The following is a 16,730-nucleotide window of genomic DNA, read 5'->3' on the forward strand; positions in this document are numbered from 1 at the left end:
AGGCCCCCAGCCCCGAAGGGTCTTCGCAGTCGTGACCGGTTTTTTACCCGAGCGCGGTCGCTTTATCCAAGCCCTTTATGGCGCCAGGAACCAGCGCTGGGCCAGATCCGTGATGTCGTTCCAGGTGGCGAACGCCATGAGGCTCACGACGGCCGCGAATCCGATCCGGAAACCCATGTCCTGGGCCCGGGCGGAGAGCGGCTCCCCGCGCAGCCATTCGATGGCGTACAGCAGCAGATGGCCGCCATCGAGCATCGGCATCGGGACGAGGTTGAAGACCCCGAGGGTGACCGACAGGCCGACCACGAACATGATGATCGCGGGCCAGCCGAGCTGCGCCACCTCCCCCGTCGTCTTGGCGATCCGGATCGGTCCGCCGATCTCCGACGCCGGCCGCAGCCCGAGGACGATCTGCTTGATGACGGTGTAGATCGTGCCGGACATGTACCAGACCTGCGCCACCGCGCTGGTCGTCGAGTCGACGGGGCCGAGGCGGCGCACGATCGAGACGGCGCCGTTGGTGAAGCCGAGCCGTCCCTCGACCTTGGGTTTGCCGTCGGCGTCGGTCGATTCGATCCGCCCCGGTGTGGCCACGATATCGATCATCCGCCCGTCCCGCTCGAGCCGGATCGGCGTCGGCATGTCGGGCCGGGTGCGGATGATCAGCGGGATATGGCCGAAATGCTCGATCGCCTGTCCGGCGATCTCGATGACCCGATCGCCCGGGCGGATGCCGGCGCGCTCGGCGGCGCTGTCCGGCGCGACACGGCCCACGACCGGGAGCGCGTTGACGCTGGCGACACCGAGGTCGCCGAGGCGATGCGTGTTCTTGAATCGGTCGACGTAGTCGCGCGCCACCGGCGTGACCGTTCCCGAGATCGTCTTGCCGTCGCGCGCGACGGTGTAGGTCAGCGGCACGCCGGGATTGAGCTGCGCGACGGTGATGATGTCCTCGAAACTGTCGACCGAGCGCCCGCCGATGGACAGGATGGTGTCGCCAGTCCTCATCCCGAACCGGGCGGCGGCGCCGTCGGCCTCGATCACGACGACCTGCGGCTGCGTGTAGGGCTGGCCGTGGACCAGGTTCATGATCGCCAGCACGATGACGGCAAAGATCAGGTTGGCCGCTGGGTCGGCCGCGACGACCGCCTCGCGCGCCGCGAGCGGCTGCGTATGGAAGGCCCGCTTTCGCTCCTCCGCCGACAATTTGTCGTCCGGCGCGCCGGCACCGCTGGCGTTCGCGTCGCCAAGGAATTTCACGTATCCACCCAGCGGCAGGATCGACAACCGCCAGCGCGTTCCGGTCTTGGGGCTGGTCCAACCCCAGATCTCCCGTCCGAACCCGATGGAGAAGACCTCGGCCTTGATGCCGCACTTCACGCCGACCCAGTAATGGCCGTACTCGTGCACGAACACGAGCAACGAGATGATCAGCACGAACAGGATGAAGTTGTCGCGGATCAGCGGGATGAAACTCATATGATGCGCACTCTTCTTTCGCTATCCGACCGCGATGCCACGGCAGATCGCCGTCGCCGCGACGCGCGCCCGCGCGTCGACGTCGCGAAGATCCGCCACCGTGTCCGCCGCCCCCCGGGACGCGCCACCGGCTCCGAATCGCTCAAGCGTCGCCTCGACGACCTCAGCGATATCGGTAAACCGGATGTGCAATGACAAGAAAGCTTCCACCGCTATCTCGTTGGCCGCATTGAGGATTGTGGGCCCAAACCCGCCAGTTTGCAAGGCCTCCCGGGCGAGCCGCAAGGCCGGAAACCGCACCGGATCGGGCGGCTCGAAGGTAAGCGCTCCCAAGGCGGCGAAATCGAGGCGGTTGGCGGGCGTCGCCATCCGGGCGGGCCATGCCAGCGCGTGGGCGATCGGAATGCGCATGTCGGCCGATCCGAGCTGCGCCAGCACCGAGCCGTCGGCGTAGGCGACCATCGAGTGGATCACGGATTGCGGGTGGATCACGATCTCGATCCGGTCGGCCGCCATGTCGAAGAGATGGTGGGCCTCGATCAGCTCGAGGCCCTTGTTCATCATGGTCGCGGAATCGATGGATATCTTGTCGCCCATATCCCAATTGGGATGCGCCAGCGCCTGCGCCGGCGTGGCCGCCGACATCTCGGCCAGCGTCCGGGTCCGGAACGGCCCGCCGGACGCCGTCAGGATCAACCGCTCGACGTGCCGGCGGTTGGCGGTCTCGAGGCTCTGGAAAATGGCGTTGTGCTCGCTATCGACCGGGAGCAACCGGCCACCGCCCTTGCGCACCGCGTCGAGCAACAGGCCGCCGGCGCAGACCAGCGCCTCCTTGTTGGCCAGGGCGATCGTCGCGCCGCGGGCCGCCGCCGCCAAGGTCGGCATCAATCCCGCGAAGCCGACGATGGCGGCCATCACCCACTCGGCGGGGCGGGACGCCGCCTCCTCCAGCGCCGCCGGTCCGGCGGCGGCCTCGACCTCCGAACCGGCGAGCGCGTCCTTCAGCGCCGCGTAGCGCGCCGGATCGGCGATCACCGCCAGCCGCGCGCCCAGACGCCGCGCCTGCGCCGCGAGCGAATCGACGTCACGGTGCGCCGTCAGCGCCTCGACGGCGAAGGCCTCCGGCTGGCGTCCGATCAGATCGAGCGTGCTGACGCCCACGGAACCCGTCGATCCGAGGATGGTGACGGAGCGCGGCGCGGCGTCCACGGCCGCTACCACGGGACGCTCCCGCCGCCGAGGAGCCGGGCGATCGCGACGAGCAGGAGCGCCGCGACGAGCCCGTCGACCCTGTCGAGAATGCCCCCGTGGCCGGGGATCAGCGTGCCCGAATCCTTGACCCCGAACCGCCGCTTGGCCGCCGATTCGAGCAGATCGCCGGCCTGGGCCACGACCGCGGTCGCGGCGCCCCAGAAACACAGCGACGACAGCGGGGCCGCGCTCCAGACCGAGAACACGGCCGAGGCCGCCGCCGCCGCGGCCATGCCGCCGGCCAGACCGGACCATGTCTTTCCGGGGCTGATCCTCGGCGCCAGCTTCGGCCCGCCGATCGCCCGGCCGGCGAAGAACGCGAAGATGTCGGTCGCCCATACGACGGCCAGGACCCAGAGGATCGTCAGCTGTCCCATTCGGGCGTCGTGGCGCAGCCACAACGCCGCGACCACGGCGGCGACGAGATAGAACGAGCCCGACGCCAGCCAGACCGGATGGGTGAACCCGCCGGCCATCCGTCGCCACTCCGACAGCATGGCGACGGCCGCCAGCGCCACCATCAGGTCGTACCAGGGGAACCCGAACCACACCGCCGCCAGCGCGAGCGGCGCCAGGACCGCGGCCGACACCGCCCTGATCGTGAGATCGCGAAACCGGCCGCCCGACGCGGCCTCAGCTCGAGACGGTGCCATAACGGCGTTCCCGGCCGCGGAACTCGGCGATGGCGGCCTCGAGGTCGGCCTTGCCGAAATCGGGCCAGAGCGTATCCGTGAACACGAGCTCGGCGTAGGCAGACTGCCACAGCAGGAAGTTGCTGATGCGCTGCTCCCCGCTGGTCCGGATCAGGATGTCCGGATCGGGGATCCCGTTGGTCAAGAGCCGCGCCGACAGGGCGGTCTCGTCGATCGCGGCCGGGTCGATCTCGCCCCGCCGGGCCATCTCGGCCAGCGCCCGGGCCGCCTGCGCGATATCGGCGCGGCCACCGTAGTTGAGCGCGATGGTGACGTTGATGCGGACGTTGCCGCGCGTGCGCTCCTCGGCCGTGGCGATCAGATCGACGATGTCTGTCGCGAGGCCGGCGCGGTCGCCGACGACGCGCAGCCGGGCGCCCTCCCCGGCCAGCGAGTCGAGCTCGTTGCGCAGATAGTGGCGCAGCAATCCCATCAGATAGCCGACCTCGTCGGCCGGGCGCTTCCAGTTCTCGGTCGAGAAGCCGAACAGCGTCAGGTAGGCGATGCCCAGCTCGCCGGCGGCACGCACGGTGTCGCGCACTGTCTCGACGCCGCGCCGGTGACCGGCGGTGCGCGGCAGGCCGCGCGCCTTCGCCCAGCGGCCGTTCCCGTCCATGATGATCGCGACATGCTTCGGCACCGCCGCCTGGTCGGCGGCTTGCGGCGCGGTGGCGGCTGCGAGCGACATGCCGGGCGACGATCCGACGGCCGTCAGACCGTCATGATCTCCTTCTCCTTCGCGGCGAGCGACTCGTCGACCATCTTGATGTGGCGGTCGGTGCGCTTCTGGACGTCGTCCTGCTGCTTGCGGATGTCGTCCTGCGAGATGTGTCCGTCCTTCTCGGCCTTCTTCAACGCCTCCATCGCGTCGCGGCGCACGTTGCGCACCGCGACCCGCGCCTGCTCCGCGTATTTGTGCGCGATCTTCGTGATCTCCTTGCGGCGCTCCTCGTTGAGCGGCGGGATCGGCACGCGCACCAGCGTGCCGTCGGCGGCGGGGTTGAGGCCCAGACCGGCCTCGCGGATCGCCTTCTGGACCGCGACCACGAGGCCCTTGTCCCAGACCTGGATCGACAGCATGCGCGGCTCGGGCGCGCTGACGGTGCCGCACTGGTTCAGCGGCATGCGCTGGCCGTAGGCGTCGACCATCACCGGCTCGAGCAGGCTCGGTGAGGCGCGCCCCGTGCGCAGCCCGGTGAACTCCTTCTTGAGCGCGTCGAGCGCGCCGTCCATGCGCTTGTCGAACTCCGCGAGATTGGGGGCGGCCATCTGGTCACTCCTCGTCCGTGATGATCGTGAAGGTGCCCTCGCCGCGCATGACCTCGGCGAAGCCGCCGGTCTTGTGCAGGTCGAAGACGATGATCGGGATGCGGTTCTCGCGCGCCAGCGAGATCGCCGACGCGTCCATCACCTGGAGGTCGCGCGACAGCACCTCGAGGTAGGTGAGCCGGTCGTAGCGGCGCGCCGTCGGATCCTTCCGGGGATCGGCGGAGTAGACGCCGTCGACCTGCGTCGCCTTCAGCATCGCGCCGACGCCCATCTCGGCGGCACGGAGCGCGGCGGCGGTGTCGGTGGTGAAGAACGGGTTGCCGGTGCCCGCGGCGAAGATCACCACGCGGCCCTTCTCCATGTGGCGTACCGCGCGGCGGCGGATGTACGGCTCGCACACCGTCGTCATGGGGATCGCCGACAGGACCCGCGTGCTGATACCGATCTTCTCGAGCGCGTTCTGCAACGCCAGCGAATTGATGACCGTCGCGAGCATGCCCATGTAGTCGGCGCTGGCCCGTTCCATGCCCGACGCCGCGCCGGCGACGCCGCGGAAGATGTTGCCGCCGCCGATCACGAGGCAGACCTGGACGCCCATCTCGTGCACGCGGCGGATCTCGGCGGCGATGCTGCCGAGCATCTTCGGGTCGAGACCGTACTCCCGCTCGCCCATGAGCCCTTCGCCCGAGAGCTTGAGCAGCACGCGGCGATACGCGGGTACAGCGGACATCTTCGGCCTCTGCCGGTTACCGGGCGTTGGCCCGGCGACGGCGGCGACGGGCGGCGAATATTACACCAGACGCCGGGGTGCGCACGGTATTTTGGGGCTCCGTGCGCGCCTACCAGCCAGATGCGGTAAACCCGGGCCGCGAGGCCCGGGCCGGACGTCAGACCTTCGCCTGCGCCATCACCTCGGCGGCGAAGTCGCTTTCCTTCTTTTCGATGCCCTCGCCGAGCTGGAAGCGGGCGAAGCCGGCGATCTTGATGGCGCCGCCGGCGTCCTTGCCGGCCGCCTCGACCGCCTTGGCGACCTTGCTCTCGCCGTCGATCACGTAGGTCTGCTCGCCCAGTACGACGTCCTGGTAGAACTTGCGCAGACGACCCTCGACCATCTTGGCGACGATCTCCGGCGGCTTGCCGGACTGGGCGGCGAGATCCGTCTGGACCTGGCGCTCGCGCTCGACGGCGGCGGGGTCGAGATCGGCGACCGACACGGACTGCGGATTGGCGGCGGCGATGTGCATCGCGAGCTGGCGCCCGAACGCCATCAGCTTCGCCTTGTCGCCCGTCGACTCCAGCGCGACCAGGACGCCGATCTTGCCGAGGTTCGGCGTCACGGCGGTATGGATGTACGACGCGACCACGCCCTGCCCGACCGACAGCTTGCGCGCGCGGCGCAGCGACATGTTCTCGCCGACCGTCGCGATCAGGTTGGTGAGCTCGCCCTGGACGTCGCGGCCCGCGCCCGGATACGGGGCGGCGGCGATCTTCGCCACGTCGCCGCCGGCGGCCAGCGCGATGCGGGCGACCTCGCCCACGAAGGCCTGGAACTTGTCGTTGCGGCCGACGAAATCCGTCTCCGAGTTGACCTCGACGACGGCGCCGGAGGCGCAGTCGGAGGCGACGCCGACCAGACCCTCGGCGGCGACGCGGCCGGCCTTCTTGGCGGCGGCCGACAGGCCCTTCTTGCGCAGCCAGTCGACGGCGGCCTCGATGTCGCCCGCGGTCTCGGCCAGCGCCTTCTTGCAGTCCATCATGCCTGCGCCGGTCTTCTCGCGCAGTTCCTTCACGAGGGCGGCTGTGATCTCGGCCATGTCCGTCTCTCCACGATTTCGGGGCGCGCCCGCGCGCCCGGTCTTCCGAATGGCGCCGCGTCCGGCGCGTCTGGATACGAGTCGGCCGGTCTCGCGACCGGCCGACCGACTGGGACTAGAGGGTCGACCGGCTCATTCGGCCGGCGCGGCCGTGGCCTCCGGGGCCGCGGCGGTGATGTCCGGGAGCTCCTCCGGCAGCGGCTCGGCGACCGCGCCGACATCGCCGCCCGAGGCCTTGATCTCCTCGCGGATGCCGTCCAGCACCGAACCGGCGATCAGGTCGCAGTAGAGCGACACCGCGCGGATGGCGTCGTCGTTGCCCGGCACCGGGTAGGTGATGCCATCCGGATCCGAGTTGCTGTCGAGGATGGCGATGATCGGAATGCCGCGCTTGCGCGCCTCGAGCACCGCGATCGCCTCCTTGTTGGTGTCGATCACGACCAGCAGGTCGGGCAGGCCGCCCATCTCCTTGATGCCGCCCAGCGCGCGCTCGAGCTTGTCGCGCTCGCGCGTCATGTTGAGCTGCTCCTTCTTGGTCAGGCCGACGATGTCGCCGGCCAGCTTGGCGTCGAGCTCGCGCAGGCGCTTGATCGAGGCCGAGATCGTCTGCCAGTTCGTCATCATGCCGCCGAGCCAGCGGTGGTTGACGTAGTACTGGCCGCAGCGCTTGGCGGCGTCGGCGACGCGCTCGGCGGCGGCGGGCTTGGTGCCGACGAACAGCACGCGGCCGCCGGCGGCGACGGTGTCGCGCACCACCTTCATCGCCTGCTCGAGCAGGGGCACGGTCTGCGTGAGATCGATGATGTGGACCCCGTTGCGCACCCCGAACAGGTACGGCTTCATCTTGGGGTTCCAACGGCGCGTGTGGTGGCCGAAATGGACGCCAGCCTCGAGGAGCTGACGCATCGTGAACGACGGAATCGCCATGTCCAATTTCTCCGGTTATGCCTCCGCGGGGGTCGTCCTTGCGGACACCGGAGCGGTCGTCGGGATGTCTCCCCTTCGACCGCGTCCCCGCGTGCGAGATGGGAGCGGCTTCTAACGGCGTATCAAGGGTTTGGCAAGCGCCTTTGGCCGGCGTTCCGGCCGCTCAGGCGGCCGGAACGCCGCCGATCAGCCCGATCATCGCCATGTAGAGCCGGTACAGCGACAGCGGCGCGCTGCCCTCGGCCTTGTTGTTGACGATGATCCAGACGGGATGGCCGGCGCGGAACGCGTCCGCCGCCAGCCGGGCGAGCGCGTTCCGGGTCGTCGGATCGTCGTCGACGATGCGGTCGAACGGGAAATAGCGGCTCTTGGCCTGCTCGTATTTGAAGCCGGAGTGCAAACTCCAGCGCACGACCACGGGGCCGGGCGCCATGCGCTCCAAGGCGGCGGCCTGTCGTTCCAAGGCGGGCATCCGGGCGTGCAAGCCCACGACGTAGCGCACGCCCTGCTCGTCCAGCGTCCGCACTAGCCGCGGCGTCACCAATTCGGCGTTCCGCAGCTCGACGGCATAGAGCGGCCGGCGGCCGCCGACGACGCGCGGCAGCGCGCCTAGAAACGTGGCCAACCGACCGACCCATTCCGCCGGTTCGGCGAGGATCTCCCGCGGCGCCGGCGGAAACTGGAACACCAAGGGCCCCGCCTTGTCGCCCAGCCCGGCCATCGCCGGTTCGACGAACCGCGCGATCGCGAACGCCGCGTCGAGATAGCGAGGGTTGGGGCCGCTCGATCGCCCGCCTTCGAGGCGGATCACCGCGTCCGTCACCGCCTGCGGCGCCTTCACCAGGAAGCGGAACCCGTCCCGCACCTGGCGGGCATAGGCTCCGAACGCCTCGTCGGACAGTGGCGCGTAGAACGTCCGGTCGATTCCGACCGTCTGGAACAGCCCCAGCGCGGCATAGGCGGGCAATCCGGCGCGGGCCAATGTATCGGCCGTGTAGTCGCCATCCCACACCAGCCCCTGCCAGCCCGGAAACGACCACGAAGACGTGCCGAGGAACACGTCTGGTGGCGGCGTCACGCGCAACGGCGAGCCGGCCGCCGGCGCCGGCAGCGCGCCGGCGCCGCGACGGGTGGCGGGCGTCGGACCGAGAAGCGGCAGTTCCTCGCTCACCGGCGCCTCCGCCCGGCGGACATCAGACCTCCTCGACCTGTGTGACCCCCGGCAGGTTCCAGAGGCTGTCGCGGATCCCCGGCGCGATGGCGTAGCCGCCGGGCAACGCGAGTTCCGCCTCGGTTTCGTCGCCCAGCGGCATCAGCAGACGCACCTGACCGCGCCCCTTCGGCGGGCCGATCACCTCTCGCAGACGCGCAAGGGTCGCAGGATCGGTCACCGTGATGCGCAGGCCGGCCGCCGCGTGCAGCACCGCGTCGTCGAGTTTCTCTATGCTCTGAGTCGTCAGTTTGATCTGCTCGCCGTCGAGCCTGCCGTCGCACGAGACCAGCAGCGCCATGCCGGGCTGCAGCAGATCGCGTTTGGCGCCGAGCAACTCGCTGAAGATCGTGATCTCGTAGCCGCCGCTGGCGTCGGACATCGACACGAAGGCGAAGCGGTTGCCGCGCGCCGAGGTGCGCTCCGCCTTGTCGACCACCGTGCCGGCCAGTTTGATCCGGCCGCCCCCGCCGCCCGCCAGCCGCGCCGCCAGATCGGCCGCCCGCACGACGCCGAGCCGTTCCAGGCTCTTGCCGTAGGCGTTCAGCGGATGCGACGAGAAATAGAACCCGATCGACGTCATCTCGTGCTGGAGCCGCTCCATGGCCGACCAGTCGGCGACCTTGGGCAGCGCGGGCCGGCGCGCCGCGGTGTCGTCGCCGAACAGGCTGTTCTGGTCGCTGCCGCGCGCCTCGTGGACCGCCGCCGAGTGCTTCACCAGGCTCTCGAGCGCCTGCAGCGTCTGATGCCGGTTGGGGTTGAGCGAGTCCAGCGCGCCGGCGCGGACGAGTCCTTCCAGCATGCGCTTGTTGAGCGCGCGGCCGTCGAGCCGTTCGGCGAAATCCCAGAGGTCCTTGAAGGGGCCGTTGGCGAGACGCTCCTCGACCAGCCGCTCCATCGCGTCGCGGCCGACGCCTTTGACGGCGGCCAGCGCGTAGCGCACCGCCTTGCGGCCGTCGTCGCCGGTCTCGACGATGAACTCGCCGGTCGAGCGGTTCACGTCGGGTGGCAGCAGGCCGATCCGCATGCGGTCGAGTTCGCGGCGGAAGCCGCCGAGCTTGTCGGTGTTGCCCATGTCGAGCGTCATCGACGCGGCGATGAACTCGACGGGGTAGTTCGTCTTGAGGAAGGCCGTCTGGTACGAGACCAGCGCGTAGGCCGCCGCGTGGCTCTTGTTGAAGCCGTAGCCCGCGAACTTGTCGACCTGGTCGAAGATCGACGCGGCGCGGTCGGCGGAGACGCCGTTGCGCAGCGCGCCGTCGACGAAATCCTTGCGCTGCGCCGCCATCTCCGACGCGATCTTCTTGCCCATGGCGCGGCGCAGCAGGTCGGCGCCGCCGAGCGAGTAGCCCGACAGCACCTGTGCGATCTGCATCACCTGCTCCTGGTAGATGATGATGCCGTAGGTCTCCTTGAGGATGCCCTCCAGCATCGGGTGCAGATGGTCGACCGGCTCCTCGCCCTGCTTGCGCTTGATGTAGCTGGGAATGTTCTCCATCGGGCCCGGCCGGTAGAGCGCCACCACCGCGATGATGTCCTCGAAGCGGTCGGGCTTGAGGCGCCGGAGCACGTCGCGCATGCCGCTGCCTTCGAGCTGGAACACCCCCGAGGCGTCGCCGCGCGCGAGCATGCGGTACGTCGCCTCGTCGTCAAGCGGCAGCTTCGCCAGGTCGACCGCGCCGCGGCCGATCAGCTCGATCGCCTTCTCCAGCACGGTCAGCGTCTTCAGGCCGAGGAAGTCGAACTTCACCAGCCCCGCCGTCTCGACCCACTTCATGTTGAACTGCGTCGCCGGCAGCTGCTCGGGATCGTCGGAATCGCGGTAGAGCGGCACGAGCTCGTCCAGCGGACGGTCGCCGATCACGACGCCGGCGGCGTGGGTCGAGGCGTTGCGGTAGAGGCCCTCCAGGCGTAGCGCCAGGTCGACCAACCGCTTGATGTCGGGGTCCTCGTACTGCTCCTTCAGCAGCGGCTCGCTCTGCAGCGCCTGGGCGAGCGTCACGGGTTTCGCCGGGTTGTTCGGCACCAGCTTGCAGATGCGGTCGACCTGGCCGTAGGGCATGCCGAGCACGCGGCCGACGTCGCGCAGCACGGCGCGCGCCTGCAGCTTGCCGAACGTGATGATCTGCGCGACGCGGTCGGCGCCGTACTCGTCGCGCACATACTTGATCACGCGGCCGCGCTTGTCCTGGCAGAAATCGATGTCGAAATCGGGCATCGACACGCGCTCGGGGTTCAGGAACCGCTCGAACAGCAATCCCCAGCGCAGCGGGTCGAGATCGGTGATCTTCAGCGCCCAGGCCACCAGCGAGCCGGCGCCCGAGCCGCGGCCCGGCCCGATCGGCACGTCGTGGTCCTTGCCCCACTGGATGAAGTCCGCGACGATCAGGAAGTAGCCGGAGAAACCCATGCGGTCGATCATCTCGACCTCGTAGGCGAGGCGCTTCTCGTACTCCTCGTAGGCGATCCCCGCCGCCAGGCGGCCGGCGTCGCGCAGCGCCTCCAGGCCCGCCCGCGCCATGTCGCGGATCACCTCGCCGTTGGTGCGTCCGCCGAGCTTGGTGTAGCTCGGCAGGATCGGCTTGCGCGGCTCCGGCATGTAGGCGCAGCGCCGCGCCACGACCAGCGTGTTGTCGCAGGCCTCCGGCAGGTCCGCGAACAGCCGGCGCATCGCGTCGGCCGGTTTGAACCAGTGCTCCGGCGTCAGGCGGCGGCGGTTCTGGTCCTCGATCACCGTGCCCTGCGCGATGCACATCAGCACGTCGTGCGCCTCGTACATGTCCGGCGTCGCGAAATGCGCGTCGTTGGTCGCGACCAGCGGCAGATCCTCGGCGTAGGCCAGATCGATCAGCGCCGGCTCGATCCGCCGCTGCGTCGCCTCGCCGTGTCGTTGCACCTCGACGTATAGCCTGTCGGGGAACAGCCCCTTCAGCCTTCCGAGAAGGTGCCGCGCTGCTGCGTCCTGCCCGTCGGCCAGCAGCCGGCCCAGCGCGCCGGTCGCGCCGCCAGTGAGGCAGATCAGTCCCTCTGTCCGGCCTTCGAGCTCCGACATCGGCAGAGCGGCGACCGCGCCGGTCTTGAAGCGCAGATGCGCCGCGCTGACGAGACGCAGCAAATTGAGGTAGCCCGCCTCGTTCTGCGCCAGCAGCAGCAGCCAGTCGGCGGCGACCGCGAGCCGCCCGCCCGCCGGCGCGGCCTCGTCGTCGCGGCGGATCGCCACGTCGCAGCCGATGATCGGCTGCACACCCTCCTTGGTGGCGTACTGGGCGAACTCGAGCGCGCCGAACAGATTGTCGCGGTCGGTCGCCGCGACCGCCGGCATCCCTCCGGCTTTCGCCAAGGCCACGAGCTGGTCGGGCTTGATGGCGCCCTCGGCCAGCGAATAGGCCGTGCGGGCGCGGAGATGGACGAACGCGGCGTGGGTCACTTAGGGGGTGTCCGGGCAGGCTTGTGGTTGGCGGCAGTATCCTCCCCGCCGCTGTGGATAGTCCGCGGCGATCGCGGGCCGTCGTCCGCACATCTGTGACATCCCGCGCGGGCGGCGCCATACTTGGCCGGCGATGCCCGATCCAGCCACCTCGACCGCCCTTTCGCCACGCAAGTATCCGCCGGCCGTCACGCTGATCCGGCGCTCGACCGCCGGACCGGCATCGGCGCCGGAGCGGTGCGACAGCGACGCCATCGAGGCGTGGCTGCTCGGCCCCGCGGCGCGGGAGGACGACCTGCTGGCGTTGTTCGAGTCGCTGATGTGGCGGCTCGTCGCCGCCGGACTCGCGCTCGACCGGGCGAGCCTGCATGTCGGCACGCTCCACCCGCAGGTCTTCGGCTTCGCGTGGAACTGGAACCGCGCCGATGGCGGCTGCGACGAGGTCCGCGTCGGCGAGGCGGCGCTGGCCAGCGACGCCTACCGGCGCAATCCGCTGTTCGGCGTGATCGAGAACGGCCTTGCGTTCCGCGCGCGCACGGACGATCCCCCCGTCGCGGCGCGGTATCCGCTGATGGCCGAGCTCGCGACGCAGGGGATCACCGAGTACGTGGCGGAGCCGCTCGGCGCCGGCGGCGCGGCCTACCACAACGCCGCCACCATCGCGACGAGACGGGCGGGGGGATTCACCGACGCCGAGGTCGCGGCGATCAGGCGCCTGTTCCGCGTCTTCGCGCTGCATGTCGAGCGCCATATCGCGCTGCGCATCGCCGGCAACGTGCTCGACACCTACCTCGGCGCGGCGGCCGGCCGGAAGGTCCTCGCCGGCGCCATACGGCGCGGTTCAGGCGAATCCATCCGCGCCGTGGTCTGGGCCTCCGACCTGCGCGGCTTCACCGACCTGGCCGACCGGTTGTCGCCACCCGACATGATCGCGGTGCTCAACGCCTATTTCGAGCGGATGGCGGGCGCGGTGATCGCCCGCGACGGCGAGGTGCTGAAATTCATCGGCGACGGCCTGCTGGCGGTCTTCCCGCTGGGACCGGACGGCGATGTCGCCGGGCCGGCCGCGGCGGCGTTGGCCGCCGCCGAGGACGCGCTGGCGGCTGTCGAACGGCTGAACGCCGATCCTCCCGCCGCCCTCGCCGCGGTCGACGGCTGGGCCCCGCTGCGGTCCGGCATCGCCCTGCACGAGGGCGAGGTCTTCTTCGGCAACGTCGGAGCGCCGGGACGGCTCGATTTCACCGTCATCGGGCGCGCGGTGAACACCGCCAGCCGCGTCGAGGCGCTGAGCAAGACGCTCGGCCGGCCGATCCTCCTCACCGCCGCCGTCGCCCGGCATATCGACCGGCCGATGGACCATCTCGGCGAGCACGCGCTCCGGGGCGTGTCCGGGCCGATCGCGATCCTCAGTCCGCGCCGTTGAGCGGCGGCGCGGTTCAGCCCGGTTCGAGGATGCCGTCGCGCAGGCGGACCGTCCGGTCCATCCGCGCCGCCAGTTCGGGGTTGTGCGTCGCGATCAGCGCCGCGAGGCCGGAGCCGCGCACCAGAACCATCAACTGACGGAACACGCCGTCGGAGGTGGCGTGGTCGAGATTGCCGGTGGGCTCGTCGGCGAGCAGCACACGCGGCGCGTTGGCGACGGCGCGCGCGATCGCCACGCGCTGCTGCTCGCCGCCGGAGAGGCGCGCCGGGCGGTGGCTGGCGCGCTCCGTCAGCCCGACCATCGCCAGCAGCTCCGCGGCACGCTTCCCCGCCTCGCGCTTCGACATCCCCGCCAGAAGCTGCGGCATCATCACGTTCTCCAGCGCGGAGAACTCCGGCAGCAGGTGGTGGTACTGGTAGACGAAGCCGAGGTAGCGGCCGCGCAGGGCGGTCCGCTCCGCGTCCGAGGCGGCCCCGACCGATTTGCCGTCGAGGACCACCTCGCCGGAATCCGGCCGCTCGAGGAGTCCTGCGACGTGCAGCAGCGTCGACTTTCCCGCGCCCGACGGTCCGACCAGGGCGACGATCTCGCCCGGCCGCAGGTCGAGGTCGGCGCCGCGCAGCACCTCCAGCGCCCGGTCACCCTGGCGGAAAGTGCGCCGCACGTCGCGCAGGGACAGCGCCGGTTCACTCATGGCGCAGGGCCTCCACCGGGTCGAGACGGGCGGCGCGACGCGCCGGATACACCGCCGCTGCCAGCGACAGGGCGAGCGACAGACCGAGGATCGCCGCGACCTCGCCCGGTTCCACGCGCACGGGAAGGGCGGCGATGAAATCGACCTCGCCGCTGACCAGCGGGCCGCCGGTCACCGCCGTCAGCGCCGCGCCGACAGACTTCATGTTGGCGCAGACCACGAGGCCGAGCGCCGCGCCGAGCGCGGTGCCGACCACACCGACGCTGGCGCTCGCGAGGAAAAACACGCGGACAACGGCACCGCGCGTCGCGCCCATCGTGCGCAGGATGGCGATCCCCCGCCCCTTGGTCCGCACCAGCATGGTGAAGCTGGCGACGACGTTCATCGACGCGACCAGCACGATCATGCCGAGGATGATGAACATCATCACGCGTTCCAGCTCCAGGGCGCCGACCAGCCGGGCGTTGCGCTGCCGCCAATCCTGGACGCGCAGCCCGAGGCCCGCCGTCGCGCCGCGCACCGCCCCGGCGACCGATGTCGCGGCGCGCGGATCATCGACCGTGAGCTCGAGCGCCGTGACGCCGTTGCCGAGGCTGAAATCCTCCTGGAACAGGTCGAGCGGGATGATCCCCATCGCGTTGTCGAACTCGAATCGCTTGGTGTGGAAACCTGCGACCACGACGTAGGTCACGTCGCGCGTCGCCACGTTCCCCTTGTCGTCGCGCAGATAGGCGATGACCGTCAGCTCCTGGCCGTACTGCAGCGCCAGCGCGGTCCGCAGCCGGTCGCCGAGGACGATCGGATTCGGCCGGGTCGTGAACTCCGACAGCGTGCCCCCGACGATACCCCCGGAGATCGCGCGGCGGGCCATCAGATCCTCGGTCCTCAGGCCGCGCAGCGTGATCGCCCGCGTGCCGCCGGCCGCCGCCGTCGCGGTGGTCTGCCGCTCGGCCACCGGGGTCACGCCGGTCACGCCGGGCAGCGCGGCGAGGCGCTTCGACAACGCCTCCCATCCGTTCAACGTGCCCTTCTCCGCCGCGACCTGGATGTGCCCGTTCACGCCGAGGATGCGGTCGTACAGCTCGCCGCGGAACCCGTTCATGACGCTGAGCACGACGATCAGCGTGGCCACGCCCAGCGCGACGCCGATCAGCGAGAAGACGGCGATGAAGGAGATGAACCCCTCCTGCTCGCGGGTGCGCAGGTAGCGCGACGCGATCATCCGCTCGGCGGCCGAGGGCCAGAACGCGCCGATCATGCCCGGCCCCTAGCCACGACGCAGACCCTCCAAGGGATCGAGACGGGTCGCCGCCCATGCCGGATACAAGGTGGCCGCGAACGCGAAGACGAGCGCCATGGCCGCGATCGCCCCGACCTCGCCGCCGGAGATCCGGGCCGGCAGCTCCGACAGCATGTAGAGCTGCGGATCGAACAGCGTCAGGCCGAAGCTTTTCTGCAGCGCCTGGCGGATGGATTCGATGTTGCGCGCGAACAGCAGACCGAGCGCGACGCCGAGACCCGTGCCGACCAGCCCGATCCCCATGCCGTCCATCAGGAACACGCGCAGGATCTGGCCGCGCGACGCGCCCATCGTGCGCAGGATCGCGATGTCCGGCCCCTTGGTCCGCACCAGCATCATCAGGCTCGAGACGATGTTGAACGCCGCCACGATGATGATCAGCGTCAACACCAGGAACATGACGTTGGTCTGGATGCGCACGGTGGCGAAGAACTGCGCGTTGGCCTCCAGCCAGTCGAAGGCGTAGGCCTTCCATTCCAAGGCCTCGGAGATCCGCCGCGCCAGCGGGCGGTAGTTTCCGGGATCGACGGCGAAGACCTCGATCAACGAGACGCGTCCCTCCTGGTCGAAGAACGCCTGCGCCCGCTCCATGGTCGTGTAGATGAAGTTCGAATCGTAGTCGAACATGCCGATGTCGAAGATCGCGGCGACCGTGAACCGCGCCGCCGCCGGCCGGTTGCCGAACGGCGTCTCGATCTTGCGGTAGGGCGAGACCAGCGTGATGTCGTCGCCGACCGCGACGCCCAGCGTCTCCGCCAGCCGCGCGCCGATCGCTACCGAGCGTCCGTCCGCCAGCGCGTCGAGCCCGCCGCGCTTCACGCCCGGCGGCGGTGCCTCGATCGAGCGCGCGATCGGACCCCGGCTCTTGAGGTCCTCGAGGCGCATGCCGCGGACCATGACGCCGCGCACGCCGTCGCCGGTGACGACCACGGCCTGGCCCTCGACCACCGGCGCCGCGCTGGCGACGCCCGGCACCACGCGCACCTTGTCGAGGACCGTCTGGTATTCCGTGATCGGACCGCGGCCGGTGACGACGCCGAGATGGCCATTGACGGAGGTGATCTGCTGCAGCAGCGCGATCTGGAAACCGTTCATCACGGCCATGACGACGATCAGGGTGCCGACGCCCAGCGCGATCCCGACCAGCGAGAACCACGCGATGATCGAGATGAACCCCTCCTCGCGCCGCGCCCGGAGGTAGCGGACGGCGATCAGCCGCTCGGCGACGGAGAACATGGGGTTCC

At 70.1% G+C, this 16,730-nt stretch carries 14 protein-coding genes; 1 reads left to right on the forward strand and 13 read right to left on the reverse strand.

The features are described from left to right. Positions 1-75: 75 nt before the first annotated feature. From rseP to dnaE, 10 genes are all read right to left on the reverse strand, one after another. A complete protein-coding gene (gene rseP, locus IPK81_00185) occupies positions 76-1,479 on the reverse strand; it encodes an RIP metalloprotease RseP (protein QQS12766.1) in 1,404 nt (467 codons plus the stop codon). A 21-nt stretch (positions 1,480-1,500) separates the two neighbouring features. Then, a complete protein-coding gene (locus tag IPK81_00190; GenBank protein ID QQS12767.1) occupies positions 1,501-2,700 on the reverse strand; it encodes a 1-deoxy-D-xylulose-5-phosphate reductoisomerase in 1,200 nt (399 codons plus the stop codon). Beyond that, a complete protein-coding gene (locus tag IPK81_00195) occupies positions 2,694-3,383 on the reverse strand; it encodes a phosphatidate cytidylyltransferase (GenBank protein QQS12768.1) in 690 nt (229 codons plus the stop codon). The genes IPK81_00190 and IPK81_00195 overlap by 7 nt, the downstream gene beginning before the upstream one ends. Next, on the reverse strand, positions 3,364-4,110 hold the full coding sequence (locus IPK81_00200; protein QQS12769.1) for an isoprenyl transferase: 747 nt from the start codon (positions 4,108-4,110) through the stop codon (positions 3,364-3,366). The genes IPK81_00195 and IPK81_00200 overlap by 20 nt, the downstream gene beginning before the upstream one ends. A gap of 23 nt (positions 4,111-4,133) precedes the next feature. Next, positions 4,134-4,691: a ribosome recycling factor gene (gene frr, locus IPK81_00205; protein QQS12770.1), complete on the reverse strand. Its 558-nt coding sequence runs from the start codon at positions 4,689-4,691 to the stop codon at positions 4,134-4,136. A gap of 4 nt (positions 4,692-4,695) precedes the next feature. Further along, on the reverse strand, positions 4,696-5,421 hold the full coding sequence (locus IPK81_00210; protein QQS12771.1) for a UMP kinase: 726 nt from the start codon (positions 5,419-5,421) through the stop codon (positions 4,696-4,698). A gap of 157 nt (positions 5,422-5,578) precedes the next feature. Then, positions 5,579-6,505 (reverse strand): elongation factor Ts, encoded by a 927-nt coding sequence (locus IPK81_00215; GenBank protein ID QQS12772.1) that lies wholly within the window; start codon positions 6,503-6,505, stop codon positions 5,579-5,581. Between the two features lie 132 nt (positions 6,506-6,637). Further along, positions 6,638-7,432, reverse strand: a complete 795-nt coding sequence (gene rpsB / locus IPK81_00220) for a 30S ribosomal protein S2 (protein ID QQS12773.1) — start codon at positions 7,430-7,432, stop codon at positions 6,638-6,640. A gap of 163 nt (positions 7,433-7,595) precedes the next feature. Next, on the reverse strand, positions 7,596-8,603 hold the full coding sequence (locus tag IPK81_00225) for a DUF72 domain-containing protein (GenBank protein QQS12774.1): 1,008 nt from the start codon (positions 8,601-8,603) through the stop codon (positions 7,596-7,598). A gap of 22 nt (positions 8,604-8,625) precedes the next feature. Further along, complete coding sequence (gene dnaE / locus IPK81_00230; protein ID QQS12775.1) at positions 8,626-12,069, reverse strand: DNA polymerase III subunit alpha; 3,444 nt, start codon at positions 12,067-12,069, stop codon at positions 8,626-8,628. Positions 12,070-12,202: 133 nt separating this feature from the next. Between dnaE and IPK81_00235 the strand changes: the two genes are divergently transcribed. Further along, positions 12,203-13,492, forward strand: a complete 1,290-nt coding sequence (locus IPK81_00235; protein QQS12776.1) for an adenylate/guanylate cyclase domain-containing protein — start codon at positions 12,203-12,205, stop codon at positions 13,490-13,492. A 13-nt stretch (positions 13,493-13,505) separates the two neighbouring features. Here IPK81_00235 and IPK81_00240 read toward each other — a convergent pair whose 3' ends face one another. The 3 genes from IPK81_00240 to IPK81_00250 are packed head-to-tail and all read right to left on the reverse strand — an operon-like array spanning position 13,506 to position 16,722. After that, entirely contained in the window at positions 13,506-14,186 is a 681-nt protein-coding gene (locus IPK81_00240; protein ID QQS12777.1) for an ABC transporter ATP-binding protein, read from the reverse strand. Further along, positions 14,179-15,444, reverse strand: a complete 1,266-nt coding sequence (locus tag IPK81_00245; GenBank protein QQS12778.1) for a lipoprotein-releasing ABC transporter permease subunit — start codon at positions 15,442-15,444, stop codon at positions 14,179-14,181. Before IPK81_00245 ends, IPK81_00240 begins: the two co-directional genes overlap by 8 nt. A 9-nt stretch (positions 15,445-15,453) precedes the next feature. Beyond that, the gene (locus tag IPK81_00250) at positions 15,454-16,722 is read right to left on the reverse strand and encodes a lipoprotein-releasing ABC transporter permease subunit (GenBank protein QQS12779.1); all 1,269 of its coding nucleotides are present in this window, start codon (positions 16,720-16,722) and stop codon (positions 15,454-15,456) included. Between the last annotated feature and the right edge of the window lie 8 nt (positions 16,723-16,730).

Source organism: Rhodospirillales bacterium, from assembly GCA_016699855.1.
Classification (GTDB): Bacteria; Pseudomonadota; Alphaproteobacteria; order Reyranellales; family Reyranellaceae.